The 16,232-nt window shown below is 72.2% G+C and carries 17 protein-coding genes and 2 tRNA genes; 12 read left to right on the forward strand and 7 right to left on the reverse strand.

Annotated elements, in window-relative coordinates; all coding sequences use genetic code 11:
* The first annotated feature begins 40 nt into the window (after window positions 1-40).
* Window positions 41-1,213 carry a saccharopine dehydrogenase NADP-binding domain-containing protein gene (locus JWN97_RS07645; protein ID WP_297620880.1) on the forward strand — a complete coding sequence of 391 codons (1,173 nt, stop codon included), beginning with the start codon at window positions 41-43 and terminating at the stop codon, window positions 1,211-1,213.
* Window positions 1,214-1,225: 12 nt separating this feature from the next.
* Here the strand turns inward: JWN97_RS07645 and JWN97_RS07650 are convergent.
* A tRNA-Arg gene (locus JWN97_RS07650) sits at window positions 1,226-1,301 on the reverse strand.
* A 180-nt stretch (window positions 1,302-1,481) separates the two neighbouring features.
* Here JWN97_RS07650 and JWN97_RS07655 point away from each other — a divergent pair.
* Together JWN97_RS07655 and JWN97_RS07660 are read left to right on the forward strand one after the other, a co-directional pair.
* A complete protein-coding gene (locus JWN97_RS07655) occupies window positions 1,482-2,780 on the forward strand; it encodes an LCP family protein (protein ID WP_297620883.1) in 1,299 nt (432 codons plus the stop codon).
* Between the two features lie 61 nt (window positions 2,781-2,841).
* Window positions 2,842-3,027 (forward strand): hypothetical protein, encoded by a 186-nt coding sequence (locus JWN97_RS07660; RefSeq protein WP_297620886.1) that lies wholly within the window; start codon window positions 2,842-2,844, stop codon window positions 3,025-3,027.
* Window positions 3,028-3,175: 148 nt separating this feature from the next.
* Here the strand turns inward: JWN97_RS07660 and JWN97_RS07665 are convergent, their stop codons facing one another.
* From JWN97_RS07665 to JWN97_RS07675, 3 genes are read right to left on the reverse strand one after another with little or no spacing between them, the layout of a single operon-like run.
* A complete protein-coding gene (locus tag JWN97_RS07665) occupies window positions 3,176-3,529 on the reverse strand; it encodes an MscL family protein (protein WP_297620889.1) in 354 nt (117 codons plus the stop codon).
* A 54-nt stretch (window positions 3,530-3,583) separates the two neighbouring features.
* Window positions 3,584-4,216: an SAF domain-containing protein gene (locus JWN97_RS07670; RefSeq protein ID WP_297620892.1), complete on the reverse strand. Its 633-nt coding sequence runs from the start codon at window positions 4,214-4,216 to the stop codon at window positions 3,584-3,586.
* Between the two features lie 57 nt (window positions 4,217-4,273).
* On the reverse strand, window positions 4,274-4,582 hold the full coding sequence (locus tag JWN97_RS07675) for an FmdB family zinc ribbon protein (RefSeq protein ID WP_297620895.1): 309 nt from the start codon (window positions 4,580-4,582) through the stop codon (window positions 4,274-4,276).
* Window positions 4,583-4,703: 121 nt separating this feature from the next.
* On the opposite strand from JWN97_RS07675, the gene JWN97_RS07680 reads away from it, so the two are divergent.
* On the forward strand, window positions 4,704-7,334 hold the full coding sequence (locus JWN97_RS07680) for a penicillin acylase family protein (protein ID WP_297620898.1): 2,631 nt from the start codon (window positions 4,704-4,706) through the stop codon (window positions 7,332-7,334).
* A 68-nt stretch (window positions 7,335-7,402) separates the two neighbouring features.
* On the opposite strand, the gene JWN97_RS07685 is transcribed toward JWN97_RS07680, so the two are convergent.
* Entirely contained in the window at window positions 7,403-8,008 is a 606-nt protein-coding gene (locus tag JWN97_RS07685) for a 5-formyltetrahydrofolate cyclo-ligase (protein WP_297620901.1), read from the reverse strand.
* Window positions 8,009-8,030: 22 nt separating this feature from the next.
* Between JWN97_RS07685 and JWN97_RS07690 the strand changes: the two genes are divergently transcribed.
* The 7 genes from JWN97_RS07690 to JWN97_RS07720 all read left to right on the forward strand — a co-directional run bounded on the left by JWN97_RS07690 (window position 8,031) and on the right by JWN97_RS07720 (window position 13,331).
* On the forward strand, window positions 8,031-9,434 hold the full coding sequence (locus JWN97_RS07690) for a UTP--glucose-1-phosphate uridylyltransferase (protein WP_297620904.1): 1,404 nt from the start codon (window positions 8,031-8,033) through the stop codon (window positions 9,432-9,434).
* Window positions 9,427-10,668: a gephyrin-like molybdotransferase Glp gene (glp, locus tag JWN97_RS07695; RefSeq protein ID WP_297620907.1), complete on the forward strand. Its 1,242-nt coding sequence runs from the start codon at window positions 9,427-9,429 to the stop codon at window positions 10,666-10,668. Before JWN97_RS07690 ends, glp begins: the two co-directional genes overlap by 8 nt.
* Window positions 10,668-11,138 carry a cyclic pyranopterin monophosphate synthase MoaC gene (gene moaC, locus JWN97_RS07700; protein WP_297620910.1) on the forward strand — a complete coding sequence of 157 codons (471 nt, stop codon included), beginning with the start codon at window positions 10,668-10,670 and terminating at the stop codon, window positions 11,136-11,138. Before glp ends, moaC begins: the two co-directional genes overlap by 1 nt.
* Complete coding sequence (locus JWN97_RS07705; RefSeq protein WP_297620913.1) at window positions 11,135-11,611, forward strand: MogA/MoaB family molybdenum cofactor biosynthesis protein; 477 nt, start codon at window positions 11,135-11,137, stop codon at window positions 11,609-11,611. The genes moaC and JWN97_RS07705 overlap by 4 nt, the downstream gene beginning before the upstream one ends.
* 13 nt (window positions 11,612-11,624) lie before the next feature.
* Entirely contained in the window at window positions 11,625-12,230 is a 606-nt protein-coding gene (locus JWN97_RS07710) for a GNAT family protein (RefSeq protein ID WP_297620915.1), read from the forward strand.
* A gap of 60 nt (window positions 12,231-12,290) precedes the next feature.
* Window positions 12,291-13,175 carry a hypothetical protein gene (locus JWN97_RS07715; RefSeq protein WP_297620918.1) on the forward strand — a complete coding sequence of 295 codons (885 nt, stop codon included), beginning with the start codon at window positions 12,291-12,293 and terminating at the stop codon, window positions 13,173-13,175.
* A gap of 80 nt (window positions 13,176-13,255) precedes the next feature.
* Window positions 13,256-13,331: transfer RNA gene (locus JWN97_RS07720), tRNA-Ala, on the forward strand.
* 54 nt (window positions 13,332-13,385) lie between these two features.
* Here JWN97_RS07720 and JWN97_RS07725 read toward each other — a convergent pair.
* Window positions 13,386-14,498, reverse strand: coding sequence for a hypothetical protein (locus JWN97_RS07725; protein WP_297620921.1), 1,113 nt, complete (start codon window positions 14,496-14,498; stop codon window positions 13,386-13,388).
* Between the two features lie 446 nt (window positions 14,499-14,944).
* Here JWN97_RS07725 and JWN97_RS07730 point away from each other — a divergent pair, with 446 nt between their 5' ends.
* Window positions 14,945-15,556, forward strand: coding sequence for a hypothetical protein (locus JWN97_RS07730; RefSeq protein ID WP_297620924.1), 612 nt, complete (start codon window positions 14,945-14,947; stop codon window positions 15,554-15,556).
* A 19-nt stretch (window positions 15,557-15,575) separates the two neighbouring features.
* Here the strand turns inward: JWN97_RS07730 and JWN97_RS07735 are convergent.
* Window positions 15,576-16,232: MFS transporter (locus JWN97_RS07735; protein WP_297620927.1), on the reverse strand; the 657-nt coding region annotated here is incomplete at its 5' end.

Below are 16,232 nucleotides of genomic sequence, written 5' to 3' on the forward strand. Positions count from 1 at the left end.
GGGCCGGAGGGGGCGCGGTTCCGCGTGACACGATGGCGCGATGAGCGCCCTTCCCCACGAGCGGGACTTCGACATCGTGCTGTTCGGCGCCACCGGGTTCACCGGCGGTCTCACCGCCGACTACCTCGCGGCCCATGCCCCGGCGGGCCTGCGATGGGCGATCGCCGGCCGCAACGCCGACAAGCTCGAGGCCGTACGCCAGCGGCTGGGCAGCCAAGGAGAGGCAGACGTGGAGGTCCTCGTCGCCGACTCCAGCGACCCCGCGGCGCTCGCCGACATCGCCCGTCGGACGCGGGTCGTCGTCACCACGATCGGCCCCTACCTCGAGCACGGCGGCCCGCTCGTCGCCGCGTGCGCCGAGGCCGGGACCGACTACCTCGACCTCACCGGCGAGCCCGAGTTCGTCGACCGGACCTTCCTCGCCCAGCACCAGACCGCCCTGCGCACCGGCGCCCGCCTCGTCCACGCCTGCGGCTTCGACTCGATCCCGCACGACCTCGGCGCCTACTACACCGTGCAGCAGCTGCCGTCGGACCAGCCGATCACCCTGCGGGGCGTCGTCCGCTCGGCAGGCACGTTCTCCGGCGGCACCTTCCACTCCGCCCTCGACCAGTTCGCTCGCGCGGGGCAGATGAAGAAGACGTACGCCGCCCGCCGCCGTGCCGAGGTGCGGCCCGAGGGCCGGTCGTCGCGGTCCGTCAGCGGCAAGCCGCACCGCGACCCGGTGCTCGGCTACTGGCTGGTCCCGCTGCCGACCATCGACCCGATCGTCGTCGCGCGCAGCGGCGCCGCGCTGCCGGCGTACGGCCCGAAGTTCCGCTACTCCCACTGGGCCGGCACCAAGACCCTGCGGTACGCCGCGGGCGGTGCGGTCGGCGTCGGGCTGCTCTCGGTGGCCGCGCAGGTCAAGCCGGTGCGCGACTTCCTCAAGGGCAAGGTGCCGCAGGGCTCCGGCCCCGACGAGGCCAAGCGCGAGAAGGCCTGGTTCACCGTGGACTTCGTCGGCGAGGCCTGCGGGCAGACCGTCCGCACGCGCGTCTCCGGCGGCGACCCGGGCTACAGCGAGACGGCGAAGATGCTCTCGGAGGCCGCGCTGTGCCTGGCGTTCGACGACAACCCCGAGACCGCCGGCCAGGTGACCCCGGCCCAGGCGATGGGCGACGCGATCCTCGCGCGGTTGCAGGCGGCCGGGATCCGCTTCGAGACCCTCTGAACGAACGACTGGTGGTGCCCCAGGCAAGAGTCGAACTTGCGACCTTTCGCTTAGGAGGCGGCTGCTCTATCCACTGAGCTACTGGGGCGTTGCCGCGTCACCGGGAGGTTCTGACGGCGGGAGCATCCTGCCACGACCACGTCCGCGGGGTCGCACCGATGGGGTCCCGCCGCGTGCTCGCGCCCGCACGGTGGAGGAGCCAAATCTTGCGGGAGTCAAGTAAGTTCAGTCTCGGTCAGCAAGTCCGTCCGTGTCGAAGGTGAGCCCCGTGTCCGATGAGTCACGCCCTGAGGCACCCGTCGGCGCGCCCAAGCGCAAGGGCAAGGCCGCCCGCAAGCACACCGTCGGACGGGTCATCCTGATCACCGTCGTCGTGCTCGCGATGGTCACCGGGCTCGGCACCATCTACTTCATCCGTCACCTCGACGGCAACATCGAGGGCGTCTCCCTCGACGCGCTGGGCGACGACCGGCCCGAGAAGATCTACAAGGGCAACGGCGAGCCGCTCAACATCCTGGTGATGGGCGACGACACGCGCTCGGGCGAGGGCAACGACATCGACTCGGAGGCAGGCGGTGGGGGGTCCGACACCACCATCCTCGTGCACCTCTCCGCCGACCGTTCGCGGGCGTACGCCGTCTCGATCCCGCGCGACTCGATCGTCGACCGTCCCGAGGACGGATGCGGCTCCGCGGCGGTGAGCGACGTGATGTGGAACGCCGCCTACACGGTGGGAGGACCGGTCTGCACCATGGCCCAGCTCGAGGCGAACGCCGACGTGTTCGTCGACCACTTCGTGGTCGTGGACTTCAACGGCTTCGGCGACATGGTCGACGCCGTGGGGGGCGTGCCGGTCTGCGTGCCCGAGGACATCAAGGACCCGGCCCACGCCATCTTCGTGCCCAAGGGAGACCCGTCGCTGCTCACCGGCGACGAGGCCCTGGACTACGTCCGCGCCCGCTACGTCGGCGAGCGGATCCAGCAGAACGACATCTCGCGCATCCGCCGCCAGCAGGAGTTCATCGGCGCGCTCGTGCGCGAGGTGAAGTCGGCGGGCACCCTCACCCGCCTCGACAAGGTCGTCAACTTCCTCGACGCCGCCACCAAGTCCTTGACGACCGACGACGAGCTCGACTCCGTGACGCGCATCGGCAAGATCGCGCTCCAGCTGCAGAACGTCGGCCTCGACAAGATCCAGTTCGTGACGCTGCCGACCGACTACTTCTCGTCGGACTCCGAGTTCCGCGGCAAGGTCTTCTGGACACCGGAGGCCACGCAGATCTGGAAGCTGATCAAGAACGACGAGGTGATCCCGGCGAGGCTGCTCAAGGGCAACGCCACCAGTGCCGAGCCGCCGGCCAGCTCGACGGAGACCGCGTCGCCGAGCACGCCCCCCGGCAGCGAGACCCCGAGCGAGTCACCGTCGGAGACCCCGAGCGAGACCCCGAGCGAGACCCCGAGCGAGACCCCGTCGGACACGGCCTCGCCCAGCGAGTCCCCGAGCGAGACCCCGAGCTCTCCGGCGACGACCCCGCCGGAGGAGCAGATCTTCGGCGTCTGCGCATGAGCACCCCACGACGTTCTTCTCCTCCGCTCCGCTCCCCCGAACAACGCCGCGGGGACCCCGCATGAGCACCCCACGACGTACCTCCGTTCCCCCCGAGGAGCCCGAGTGGAAGCGCCGCCGGCGCCTGGCCGCGGCCTTCGGCGACGCCGAACCCGAGCAGACCAGCGACGACACCGACGCCCGCGAGGATCGCTCGGGCAAGGGCGACGACTGGTACCGCGACCAGGTGCCGCCGCACCACGGCTGACCCCCGCTGGGATAGTCCGCATCAATGAGCTCCCTGAAGGACGGCCAGGTGGAGCTTTTTGATGCGGACTACGTCGAGAGCATCCGCGCGCCCTGACACGACGAACGGCCCGCCCCTCCCGGGACGGGCCGTTGTCAGGACAGCTGGGTCAGACGGTGCCGCCGCGGGCCGCGAGCAGGTCGCGGATCTCCTCGAGCACCGCGACGTCGGCGGGCGTGCCCGCCGCGTCGGCCGGGAAGAAGCGCTCCTTGGCCTTGGTGTAGGGCATGACGATGAAGAAGTAGACGACCGCCGCCATGATCAGGAACGAGACCACCGCGTTGAGGAAGGCGCCGAAGCTCTGCGGGGCGGTCGAGAAGATCTCCGCGCTGGTGTCGGGCAGGAGGCCGGTGAGCCACTCGGTGAAGGTGGTGACCACCGAGGCGAACGCGAGCGCCATGATCAGACCAGTGGAGATCTCGATCAGGTTGCCCTTCAGGATGAAGTTCTTGAAACCACTCATGGTGTGCCTCCTACTGGGCCCGAGAGGGGCCGGGATCGAGCGAGCGCGATCACGCTAGCGGTCCCACGACACCGTCAGGTATTGCGACAACGCCGCGGACGCGATGTCGACCGCCTCGTCCGCGGAGGCCCCCACGACCACCAGCGCCCCGCCGGCGCCGCCGGCCGGTCCGTCGGGCACATCGGTGGGCGTGGCGAGGACGGTGACCTCACGCGCCACGACGGTCGTGACGCCGGTGCCCGGGTCGGTGGCGACCAGGTCGATCGCGTCGCCCGCGCGCAGGAGCCTCGCCATCCCGGCGTCCGGCAGCCGGACCGGCAGGACCGTCTCGTCGGGCTGCGCGAGCGCCAGTGCCGGGCCCACCACGCGGACGTCGGTGAGCACCTCGCCCCGTCCGATGGGGCCGGCGAGGACCCGGCCGGCGGCCGCGGTCGCCGCGTCGGGCGGCGCGAGCTCGCGGGGGTAGGCACGGACGACCAGGTCGTCGTCACCCAGCCGGGTGCCGGAGGCCAGGTCGCGTGCGGCGACCAGCACCTCCACCGTGTCCGCGGGTGGCGGCGCGAGGGTGCGCAGCGCGGCCAGCGTGGCGACGGCCGCCAGCGCCGCGGCGATCAGCCGGCGACGACGCCGGAGCTGGTGGCGTACGGCGCGCAGCCGACGCCGGGTCGGCGGGAGTCCCGGGAGCATCCTGCGACGCTAGGCCGGAACGACCGCGCGCCGCTCGGCCTCTCCACAGGGCCGCGGTCAGTCCGAGGAGGACGAGGAGCTGGACGAGCCCGACGAGGAGGAGCTCGACGATGAGCTCGAGGAGGAGTCGGACGAGGACGTCGAGCTCGAGGTCGTCGACGGGGTGGCCGGCGTCGAGGACGACGAGGCGGCGCGGCTGTCGGTGCGGTAGAAGCCCGAGCCCTTGAAGACCACGCCGACGGCGTTGAAGAGCTTGCGGAGGCGGCCCGAGCACACGGGGCACACGGTGAGCGCGTCCTCGCTGAAGCTCTGGAACTGCTCGAACGCGTGACCGCACTCGGTGCAGGCGTACTGGTAGGTGGGCATGTGGCAATCCTCTGGTGGAACGGGGCCTCGGTGGTGCTGCAACGGCGATCGGCAGGGCCGGCGCGACGCGCTGGCACTCACGTCCTTCGACTGCCAATGGTACGGCACAATGGGCAGCGCGATGAGCGACCCTTCCCCCACCCCGGCCCCCGAGACCGCGCCCGTGCCCCAGCTCACCCGGTGGCAGGCCTTCCGCCGAGCCCCGCGCGCGGTGCGCTGGACCGCATGGACGGCACTCGGTCTCGTGGTGGTGCTCCTGCTCCTCGCGGCCGCCGTCGTGGGCGTCGTACGCCGACCGCTGCCGCAGACCAACGGCGAGATCGAGGTGCCGGGGCTGTCCGCGAGGGTCGAGGTGATCCGCGACGACCACGACATCCCACAGGTCTATGCCGACACCGATGCCGACCTGATGTTCGCGCAGGGCTACGTCCACGCGCAGGAGCGGTTCTTCGAGATGGACTTCCGCCGCCACGTCACGGCCGGGCGGCTCTCGGAGATGTTCGGACCCGACACGCTCGACACCGACAAGTTCATCCGCACGATGGGCTGGCGCCGGGTCGCGGAAGAGGAGTGGGCGCTCCTCGAGCCGGCCACGCGCGACGCGCTGACGTCGTACGCCGACGGGGTGAACGCCTACATCGAGGACCGCAGCCCGTCCGCGCTCGCGGCGGAGTACGCCGTGCTCGGCCTCACCGGCCTCGACTACACCCCCGAGGAGTGGGAGCCGGTCGACTCGCTGGCCTGGCTCAAGGCGATGGCGTGGGACCTGCGCGGCAACATGGACGCCGAGGTCGACCGGGTGCTGCTCTCGCTCGACCACTCCGCCGACGAGATCGCCGCGCTGTGGCCCGACTACCCCTACGCCGACCACCCGCCGATCGTCTCCGGGGGTGGGGTCGTCGACGGCGTCTTCGAGCAGAACGCGACGGCCAACGGCACCCGCAACCCGCGCCGCCCGGCGTACCCCGAGGGCGTCGTCGCGGCGCTCGAGCGCGTGCAGGACAGCATCGAGGCGATGCCCGACCTCGTCGGCAAGGGCCGCGGGATCGGCAGCAACTCGTGGGTCGTGGACGGCGAGCACAGTGCGACCGGTGAGCCGCTGCTGGCCAACGACCCACACCTCGGCATCAGCCAGCCGGGCATCTGGATGCAGATGGGGCTGCACTGCCGGGAGCAGACCGACGACTGCACCCTCGACACGTCCGGCTTCACCTTCTCCGGCGTGCCCGGCGTGATCATCGGCCACAACGCCGACATCGCCTGGGGCTTCACCAACCTCGGGCCCGACGTCACCGACCTCTACCTCGAGGAGACCGAGGGCGACGACCGCTACGTCCGCGACGGCGAGTCGGAGCCGATGGAGGTCCGAACCGAGACCATCGGGGTGCGCGGCGAGGACGACGTCGAGCTCCGGGTCCGCGAGACGACGCACGGGCCGCTGATCAGCGACGTGTCGTCGGAGTTCGCCACGGTCGGCGCCAACGCCCCGACCGACGAGCCCGGCGACCGTGGCAGCGGCTACGCCGTCGCGCTGGCGTGGACCGCCCTCGACCCCGCCCCCACCGCCGACGCGATCCTCGGGCTCAACCGGGCCTCCGACTGGGACGAGTTCCGCGAGGCCGCGGCCGAGTTCGCGGTGCCGGCGCAGAACCTCGTGTACGCCGACCGCGAGGGCCACATCGGCTACCAGGCGCCCGGCCGGATCCCGATCCGTCGCGCCGGCAACGACGGCACGATGCCCGTCGAGGGGTGGATCAGCGCCAACGACTGGACCGGCGACTACATCCCCTTCGACGGCCTGCCGAGCGTCCTCGACCCCGAGGAGGGGTTCATCGTCACCGCCAACCAGGCGGTCATCGACGAGGACTACCCCTACCTCCTGACCCAGGACTGGGACTACGGCTACCGCTCGACCCGCATCCGCGAGGCGCTCACCGCCGAGGGCGAGCTGTCGGTCCAGGAGATGGCGACCCTGCAGCTGGACTCGACGAACCCGATGGCCGAGACGCTGGTGCCCTACCTCCTCGACGTCGACACCCTGCCCTCGCGCTACTACCGCAACGCCCAGAACCTGCTGCGCGACTGGGACTTCACCCAGCCGGCCGACAGCGCGCCGGCGGCCTACTTCAACGTCGTGTGGCGCAACCTGCTCGAGCTGACCTTCCACGACGACCTGCGCGAGCGCACCTGGCCCGACGGCGGCGACCGCTGGTTCGAGGTGGTCGGCACGATGCTGACCGAGCCCGCCGGACCGTGGTGGGACGACGCGGAGACCGATGAGGTCGAGACCCGCGACGACATCCTGCGCCAGGCGATGATCGAGGCCCGCGACGAGATGACCCGGCGCCAGGCACGCGACCCGAAGCGCTGGACGTGGGGCCACATCCACCGGATGAACCTCCACAACGCCACCCTCGGCGAGTCCGGCGTCGCGCCGATCGAGCGGCTCTTCAACCGCGACGGCTGGCAGGTCGGTGGCGGCTCCTCGATCGTCGCCGCGACCTCCTGGAACGCCGTCGACGGCTACGAGGTCACTGCCGCGCCGTCGATGCGGATGGTCGTCTCGCTCGCCGACTGGGACGACTCGCGGTGGATCAACCTCACCGGCGTCTCCGGGCACCCGGCGTCGTCGCACTACTCCGACCAGACCGAGCTCTACGTCGACGGCGAGACGCTGCCCTGGGCCTACAGCCGCGAGGCCGTCGAGGCCGCGGCCGACGACACGCTGGTGCTGGTGCCCTCCGCTGGTTGAGCAGGGCCGCCCGGCCCGTGTCGAGACCAAGGCACCCTCGGTTTCGGCACGCTCCCTGCGCTCGCTGCTCAACCAGCGGGACGCAGCGCCACCACCCCGGCCGCAGTCAGCGCGAACCCCACGCGTACGTCGTGGGGCTCGGTCGGCACGGCCAGCCCCACCTCGTCGTCGTACAGCACCACCGCGACCGGGGTCCCGGCCGGCACCCGCGCCAGCGCGCGGTCGTAGGACCCGCCGCCGCGGCCGAGCCGGTCGCCGGTGGGGGACACGGCGAGGCCCGGCACGAGCACGACGTCGGCGGTGGCCACCGCCTCGACGCCGAGCCGGGCGCCCACGGGCTCGAACAGCCCACGCGGGGCCCGCGCCAGCGACGCGGGGCCGGTGTAGACGGCCCAGTCGAGGTCGTTGTCGGGACGCAGCACGGGCACCAGCACCCGCTTGCCCGCGGCCACCAGCTCATCGAGCAGCAGGCCGGTGCCGGGTTCGCTGCCGACGGAGACGTAGGCCGCGACGGTGGCGGCGTCCCGCACCCCCGCCCAGGCCGGAGCGACCCGCGAGACGGACGCCGCGAACTCCGCGGCGGCCTCGAGCGGACGACGCCGACGCGCGGCCAGCACCTGGTCCCGCCAGGCGGACTTCGCCGATGACTTGTCCCCGCCCACTGACGCGCCCACGTCCTCAGCCTACGATCGAACCATGGCAAGCAAGGGCACTGCTCACGGCCTCGACCTCGCGCGCACGAAGATGCGCGACGCCGGGGTGGACGAGGTCGCGATCGACACGTTCGCGCACTACTACCGGCTCCTCGAGCACGGCGAGACCGGCATGATCGCCGAGGACTCCATCGAGCCGCTCGACATGGAGTCGCTGACCGACGTCGAGGTGGCCGACGACGTCGCCGCCGCAGCGATCCGGCAGACCGCCGTCATCAAGCTCAACGGCGGCCTCGGCACGTCGATGGGCATGGAGCGCGCCAAGTCGCTGCTCTGCGTGCGCCGCGGGCTCAGCTTCCTCGACATCATCGCCCGGCAGGTGCTGCACCTCCGCAAGGAGTACGACGCCACGCTGCCGCTGCTGTTCATGAACTCGTTCCGCACCTCGGCCGACACCATGGCCGCGCTCGCCCGCTACGACGAGCTGCCGGTCGACGGCCTCCCGCTGGAGTTCCTGCAGAACAAGGAACCCAAGCTCCTCGTCGCCGACCTGCTCCCGGCCGCCTACCCCAAGGCGCCCGACCTGGAGTGGTGCCCGCCCGGCCACGGCGACATCTACACCGCGCTGCGCGGGACCGGCCTGCTGGCGCGGCTGCTCGACGCCGGCTACCGCTACGTCTTCGTCTCCAACTCCGACAACCTCGGTGCCGTGCCCGACGCGCGCGTCGCCGGCTGGTTCGCCGACAGCGGTGCGCCGTTCGCCATCGAGGCCGTGCGGCGTACGCCGTCCGACCGCAAGGGCGGCCACTTCGCCCGCCGCAAGGCCGACGGCCGCATCGTGCTCCGCGAGTCCGCGCAGACGCTGGACGCCGACAAGGACGCACTCGCCGACCTCAGCCGCCACAAGTACGCCTCCACCAACAACCTCTGGTTCGACCTGCAGGCGATGGTCGAGGCGCTCGACGCGCGCGGCGGCATCCTCGGCCTCCCGCTGATCCGCAACGTCAAGACTCTCGACCCGGGGGACCCGTCCACGCCGAAGGTCATCCAGATCGAGACGGCGATGGGGGCCGCGATCGAGGTCTTCGAGGGCGCCCGCACCATCGAGGTCGGTCGCGACCGCTTCGTGCCGGTCAAGACGACCGACGACCTGCTGGTGCTGCGTTCCGACGTCTACGACCTGGGCAAGGACTTCGTGCTCGACCAGGCCGGCGAGGAGATCCCCTTCGTCTCGCTCGACGGCGAGTTCTACAAGCTGGTCGGCGACTTCGACAAGCGGTTCCCCGAGGGCGCCCCGTCGCTGCGCGAGGCCGAGTCGTTCACCGTCGAGGGCGACTGGACCTTCGGCCGCGGCGTACGCGTCGTCGGCGAGGTCGCGCTCGCCTCCTCCGCCGCGCAGCGCGTCGAGGGCGGCGCCGTCCTCAGCGAGCAGGACCAGGATGGCTGACCCGCTGCCCGGCCTGCTGCCGGTGGCCGACTACGTCGAGCGCATCCTCGCCACGGTCTCCCCGCTGCACGCGTTCCAGCAGCCGCTGATGGAGGCCCTCGGCCTCGCGCTGGCCGAGGACGTGGTGGCCCCGATCTCCCTGCCGAGCTTCGACAACTCCGGCATGGACGGCTACGCCGTGGTCGCCGAGGACGTCGCCGGTGCGACCGAGGCGTCGCCGGTGGTGCTGCCGGTCGTCGGCGAGATCGGCGCCGGCCAGTCCTCGATCCTCGCGCTGTCGCCCGGCACCGCGGTCAAGATCATGACCGGGGCACCGGTGCCGGCGGGCGCGACCACCGTCGTCCCCTACGAGTGGACCGACCGCGGGGTGGCGCAGGTGCGCATCGCCCGCGCCGCCGTCCCCGGCCAGCACATCCGGCCGACCGGCGACGACATCTCCGAGGGCGACATGCTGCTCGAGGAGGGCACCGTCCTGGGCCCGCGGCAGCTCGGCATGCTCGCCGCCGTCGGGCGCGCCACCGTCCGCACGCGGCCGCGTCCCCGGGTCGTGGTCATCTCCACCGGCTCCGAGCTGCGTGACCCCGGGACCCCGCTGGGCCACGACTCGATCTACGACGGCAACTCCTACCTCCTCGCCGCCGCGGCGCGCGCCGCCGGTGCGATCGCCTACCGGGTCGGCATCGTGCCCGACGAGTCGCACGCCTTCACCGAGGCGCTGAGCGACCAGCTGGTCCGCGCCGACCTGGTCGTCACGAGCGGGGGAGTGAGCGAGGGCGACTTCGACGTCGTCAAGGAGTCGCTGTCCCACCACGGCTCGATGTGGTTCGGCGGCGTCGGCATGCAGCCCGGCAAGCCGCAGGGCTTCGGCACCGTCGGCGAGGACGACACCCCGGTCTTCACGCTGCCCGGCAACCCCGTCTCCTCCTACGTCTCCTTCGAGATGTTCGTGCTGCCCGCGATCCGCCGGATGATGGGCAAGCTCCCCTACGTCCGCCCGACCTCCCGCGCCCGCCTCACCCACGGGCTCTCCTCGCCCGGTGGCAAGGTGCAGCTGGTGCGCGGCCTCTACGAGACCGACGGCGGCGGCACCTTCGTGTCACCGGTCGGCGGCCACGGCTCCCACCTGATCGGCGACCTCGCGGCCGCCAACTGCCTGATCGAGGTGGCGGCCGACGTCACCGCGATCCAGGCCGGGGAGATGGTCGCGATCCGCAAGCTCGACGAGGAGTTCTGATGAGTGAGCGCCTCACCCACGTCGACGAGACCGGCGCCGCGCGGATGGTCGACGTGGGCGACAAGCCCGTCACCGCGCGTACGGCGTCTGCCTCGGGTCGCGTCCTGGTGAGCCCGACCGTCGTCGACCTGCTGCGTGGCGAGGGCGTGCCGAAGGGCGACGCGCTCGCGGTGGCCCGGATCGCCGGGATCATGGGGGCGAAGCAGACCCCGTCGCTGGTGCCGCTGTGCCACCCGCTGTCGATCTCCGGCGTCACCGTCGAGCTCGAGGTCACCGACGAGTCCGTCGACATCACCGCGACGGTCCGCACCACCGACCGCACCGGCGTCGAGATGGAGGCGCTGACCGCCGTCTCGGTGGCCGCGCTCACCGTCGTCGACATGGTCAAGGCCGTCGACAAGGCCGCGGTCATCACCGACATCCGGGTCGAGACCAAGTCGGGCGGTCGGTCGGGGGACTGGGCGCGATGAGCCTGCCCGCCGCCGTGGTGGTCGCGTCCAACCGCGCCGCCGCCCGGGTCTACGCCGACGAGACCGGCCCGCTGATCGTCGGATGGCTCCGCGAGCAGGGCTTCGACTGCGACGAGCCGACCGTCGTCCCCGACGGCGACCCGGTGCGCGAGGCGATCGCCGCCGCGGTCGCCGCCGGAGCCCGCGTCGTGCTCACCACCGGCGGCACCGGGCTCACCCCGACCGACCGGACCCCCGAGGCCACCGCCCCGCTCCTCGACCGCCAGGTGCCCGGCATCGCCGAGGCGATCCGCGCCGCGGGGGTCGCCCAGGGCATCCCGACCGCGATGCTCTCGCGGGGTCTCGCCGGCATCGCCGGCGACTGCCTGGTGGTCAACCTCCCCGGCTCGCGCGGCGGCGTGAAGGACGGCCTCGGCGTCCTCGAGCCCGTGCTCCGCCACGCGGTGGAGCAGGTCGTCGGGAGCGACCACTGAACGCGGTGCCCCGGTGAGCGCTCCGGGCTGGCCCGCGCGGCTGGAGTCGCAGGGCGTGGTGATCCGGTCGCTGCGCAGGTCCGACGCCGACACCTGGCAGGCCGTGCGCGCACGCAACCACGGCTGGCTGCAGCCCTGGGACGCGACCGTCCCGCCCGGCGCCTCGCCGCGCCCGTCGTCGTACAAGATGGTCGTGCGCTCCCTGCTCCGCCAGGCCAAGCAGGGCCAGTGCCTGCCCTTCGTCGTGGAGGTGGACGGGCGCTTCGTCGGGCAAGTGACCGTCAGCAACGTGGCCCGCGGCTCGGCCCAGTGGGCGTCGATCGGCTACTGGATCGCCGCGGAGGCGAGCGGACGCGGCATCATGCCGCGCGCGGTCGCGATGGTCATCGACCACTGCTTCGGCCCGGTCGGGCTGCACCGCGTCGAGATCTGCGTGCGTCCGGAGAACACCAACTCGCTGCGCGTCGTGGAGAAGCTCGGACTGGAGCAGGTCGGCTACGCGCCCCGGTTCCTCCACATCGACGGCGCCTGGCGCGACCACCGGATCTTCGCGGTGACCATGGAGGAGTGCCCCGGAGGTGTCACCGCGCGGCTGGCGACACACCAGTCACACCAGTAGTTCTGCGACACACCACTTGACATCCGCCCCGCGCCCGCTCGGCGCTCATACTCTTCGAGCGTGGACCTGAGCGCTCTCATCTTCGTCGCCCTTGCCGTGGCGTGGGCCGTCTACCTGATCCCCAAGGCCCTCAAGCACCACGACGAAGTCGTCCGCAGCCGCTCGGTCGAGAAGTTCTCGCACACCATGCGCGTCCTGGCCCGGCGCGAGCCGGTCGACCGGCGCAACGCGCGCCTCGTCGTGTCGCCGATCCGGGCGTCCCTGCGCCCGCCGGTGGAGACCAAGGCCCATGCCGTCCCGGAGCCCGTCGCCGCGGCCCCGACCATCGCGGCCCCGACCCCAGCGCGTCGCACCACCACGCCGCAGGTCGAGCGTGCCTCCGCGCGCCGGGCCGCGCGCCGGCGCCGCAACGTCCTCGGCCTGATCACCCTCGCCAACGCCGTCGTGGTCGGTCTGGCCGCGGCCTCCGTCGTCGCCTGGCCCTGGGTGGCCGCACCGGCCGGCCTGCTCGTCGCCTGGCTGGTGGCCTGCCGCCTCTCCGTGCGCGCCGAGCGGCACCAGCGCGCGGCCATCGAGATCGGCTTCCCCCCGCTGCTCGACGAGGAGCGTGACGACGTCGAGCTCACCGGCGAGATGCCGGCGATGCCTCCCCAGCCGCGCATCCCCGCCGCACCAGCGGAGACCTCCCCTGCGGCCGCGTCCCCGGCCGTGGTGACCGGTGAGATCCCCGTCGTCGGTGGGTGGGACATGGTGCCCACCACGCTGCCGACCTACGTCAACAAGACCGCCGCCCAGCGGCGTACGGTCTCGACGATCGACCTGGACTCCACGGGCGTGTGGTCCAGCGGTCGCAACGACGAGGACTCCGCCCTCGCCCGATCCGCCGAGCAGTCCGCCAGGACGGCCCGAGACGCCGACGACGCCCGCCGCGCCAGCGGCGCCTGAACCACCTCGCCCGAGGACCGGGTCGATTCGATCCGGCCGGTCCTCCTCGTGTATCTTGGCGTCGCGCCGAAGAGGCGCGTGGGGGTGTGGCGCAGCTGGTAGCGCGTCTCGTTCGCATCGAGAAGGCCAGGGGTTCGAGTCCCCTCACCTCCACCACACACCGACCGCCCGTCACCACCAGGTGACGGGCGGTCGTGCGTCTGCGGCTCGCTAGCCGGAGGGGACGGGAATGGTCCTCCCGTCGTCCCACGTGTTTCCCGACCAGACGTTGCCCGGCCTGGACGCCACGAAGTCGGTGATCGCGTTGCCACGGCCGCACCACCCGGACTCTCCACGCTCGAAGACGTTGTCGATGAACCGGATGTCCCGGGCCCCGGCTGCGTACGGCTTCGACGCCGAGGAGCCGCCGTAGGCGCAGTACCAGGCCGGGCTGGCCTGGATCAGGTTGCCCTGGATCAGGTTGTTCTGCACCGGCGAGAAGTCCCCATAACCGGTCAGGGACGCCGAGCAGCCCGACGCGTCGCCTGACTTGCCGTCGTCACACGAGATCGTGTTGTGGATGTAGGTGGTGTTCATACCCATCCGCATGCCTGACATGTGGAGCGTGTTCGTCGGGTCGTCGAACTGCCCGTGGACGTAGGAGTCGCGCACCGTGCACCCGTCGTAGCAATTGACGCCGCGGTTGCCGCCGGTGACGTGCACCCGGGTCGCGACGAAGTTGGTCTCGCCGAGGCCGGTCCCGGGCCGATCGCCGACGTCGATCCGCGTGTCCTCCACGATCAGGTTGCCGCTGACGACACCGATCGAGCCGTTCACGCTGGAGCGCTTCACGGTCACGTTGGCCGCAGCGATCGTGAGGGAGCCGGTGATCTGCTTCGCGTCGATCACGGTGCCTGCGGTGGTGATCCGCATCGGACCCGCGTAGGGCGTGAGCGTGACGCCCGCGGGCACGCCAGTGTTGCTGGCGTCAGGGAAGCCGCCGGGCGTGGGGGTGGGTGTGGGGGTGGGTGTGGGTGTGGGTGTAGGGGTCTCGGTGGGTGTCGGGGTTTCGCTGGGGGTGGGTGTCCCGGTCGGGGTGGGTGTCTCAGTGGGGGTGGGTGTCTCGGTGGGGGCCGGCGTGGACGTCGGGACGGACCCGTTCTCCAGCGCCGTGACGCGGTCCTCGAGCGCATCGACCCGGCGTTCGAGGGAGTCGCGCTCTGCACGCGGGGACTCATCGGCGCCGGAGCCCGGGGCGGACTGGGCGCCGACGGCGATGGCGGCCGCGGCGATCAGGCCGAGGACGAGCCCGGCGGGTCCGTATCGGCGAAGGGGAGTGTTCATGGTCGGGTGCCTCCAGGGGGCAGGGGTGGGGGTGAGGGGCCTGTCCTGCCTGTGGTGGCGATCGCGACCGCGGCACACCCAGGGAAGCGGGCGCACGGGCGACCGGCGACCAGGACGGTGACCAGCTGAGGACCACCGTCTGCGCGTGCACCACGCCGATCGTCGGGACCGGCACCACCAGGGGGCGCAGGTCTACGTCGCCCGCCCCGACCGGAGTGCTCCTGGTCGAGGAGGTATCGCACGGCGCGCCGTCTCCGTAGCAAGGTCGTCGCGCAAGGTGAGTTCTGGATCTGGCCGCATCCATACGACACTGGACCCGACTGGTGGATCAGACAATGGCCCAAATTGGGGAAGCGAGCAGGTGCAGCGCGATGAGGCCGTGCCTCGCGGCAGCGTGGACCGCTGTCCCCGGCGGTGGGCCGGGGGACATGCCATACGGTCGGATCGTGACGGACTACCAGCGGATCTTCGTCGTGACCACGCAGGCGGGCGCCCCCGAGGTTGCCCGGGTGCGCGCGACGCTGGCGTCGTCAGCGACGGTGCTCACCGCGCCGACCGCCGAGGCCAAGCGAGTGGTCGAGGGACTCGATCGCGAGGCGGTGCCCGACGTGCTGCTGGCGCCGGTCCGGTTCCCGTCCGTCGATCGTGGCCACCGCCTCGACGAGCTCGTACGCCGGCACGCCGTGGAGGACCGCTACCGCGACCTCGTCGTCGTGGCCGATCCGGCGACGGTGACCCTGCTGCTCCGGGTCCTGGCCCCTGACCAGCTGCCCGAGGCCGGCCCGGTCACGGAGGTGGGCCTGCCTCGCGCCCCACGGCCGGTGCCGCTGGGGCGTGCTGCGGCGGGAGGCGTCGGTCTCGCCGTGGTGGCCGGACTGCTGGCCGCGCTCGTCCCGATCTGGGTGCTCCCGGCCCTGGTGGTGGCCGCCGCCCTGGTGCTGCTGGTGGTGCCGGGACGGCGCCACCTCGCCTACGCGCTGCTGATCGCCACCGCGGTGGCCGCGGTGTTCTCGCTGTTCGCGATCGCCGGGTCGTCGCGGTTCCCCGGCTCCTGGTGATCGGTTCCGGCCGTCGGGGTCAGGGGGCCGGCAGCGGGTCCGTCAGCGCCGGCGTACGTCGCAGCACGCCCACCATCGCGGAGACGGTGAGGAGCAGGACCGCTGCCAGCGCGACGACCCCGGGCCAGCCGAGGTGGCTCCAGGCGGCGCTGCCGAGGTTGCCGAAGACCGACGAGCCGACGTAGTAGGCGAAGAGGTAGAACGCGGCGGCCTGGCCCGTGCGGACCCCGGCCAGGTGGGCGCGCGCGGTGACCCAGCCGCTCGCCAGGCCGTGGACGCAGAAGAAGCCGACGGTCAGGGCGGCCACGCCGAGCACGATGAAGGGCACCGAGCTGCTCAGGGTCAGGAGCACGCCCGCGAGCGCGATCGCGCAGCCGGCCGGGATGGTCGCCCTGCGCCCGATCCGGTCGGCGACGCGTCCCGAGACCGCCGAGCTGACGCTGCCGAGCGCGTAGACGAGGTAGATGAGGCTGATGGTGCCGACCGACAGGCCGTACGGCGCGGCGCTGAGTCGGAAGCCGAGCGCGTTGAGCACCGCGACGAGGGCGCCGACCGCGCACGCGCCGAGGACGTAGAGCGCGACCAGGGCCCGGTCCCGGAGCGCCGCGCGAGCCATGCCGAGGACGACGCGGGTGCCGGCGGGGCGGGGCACGAAGTGGCGCGACGCGGGCAGGAG

The organism is Nocardioides sp., from assembly GCF_025965415.1.
Classification (GTDB): domain Bacteria; phylum Actinomycetota; class Actinomycetes; order Propionibacteriales; family Nocardioidaceae; genus Nocardioides.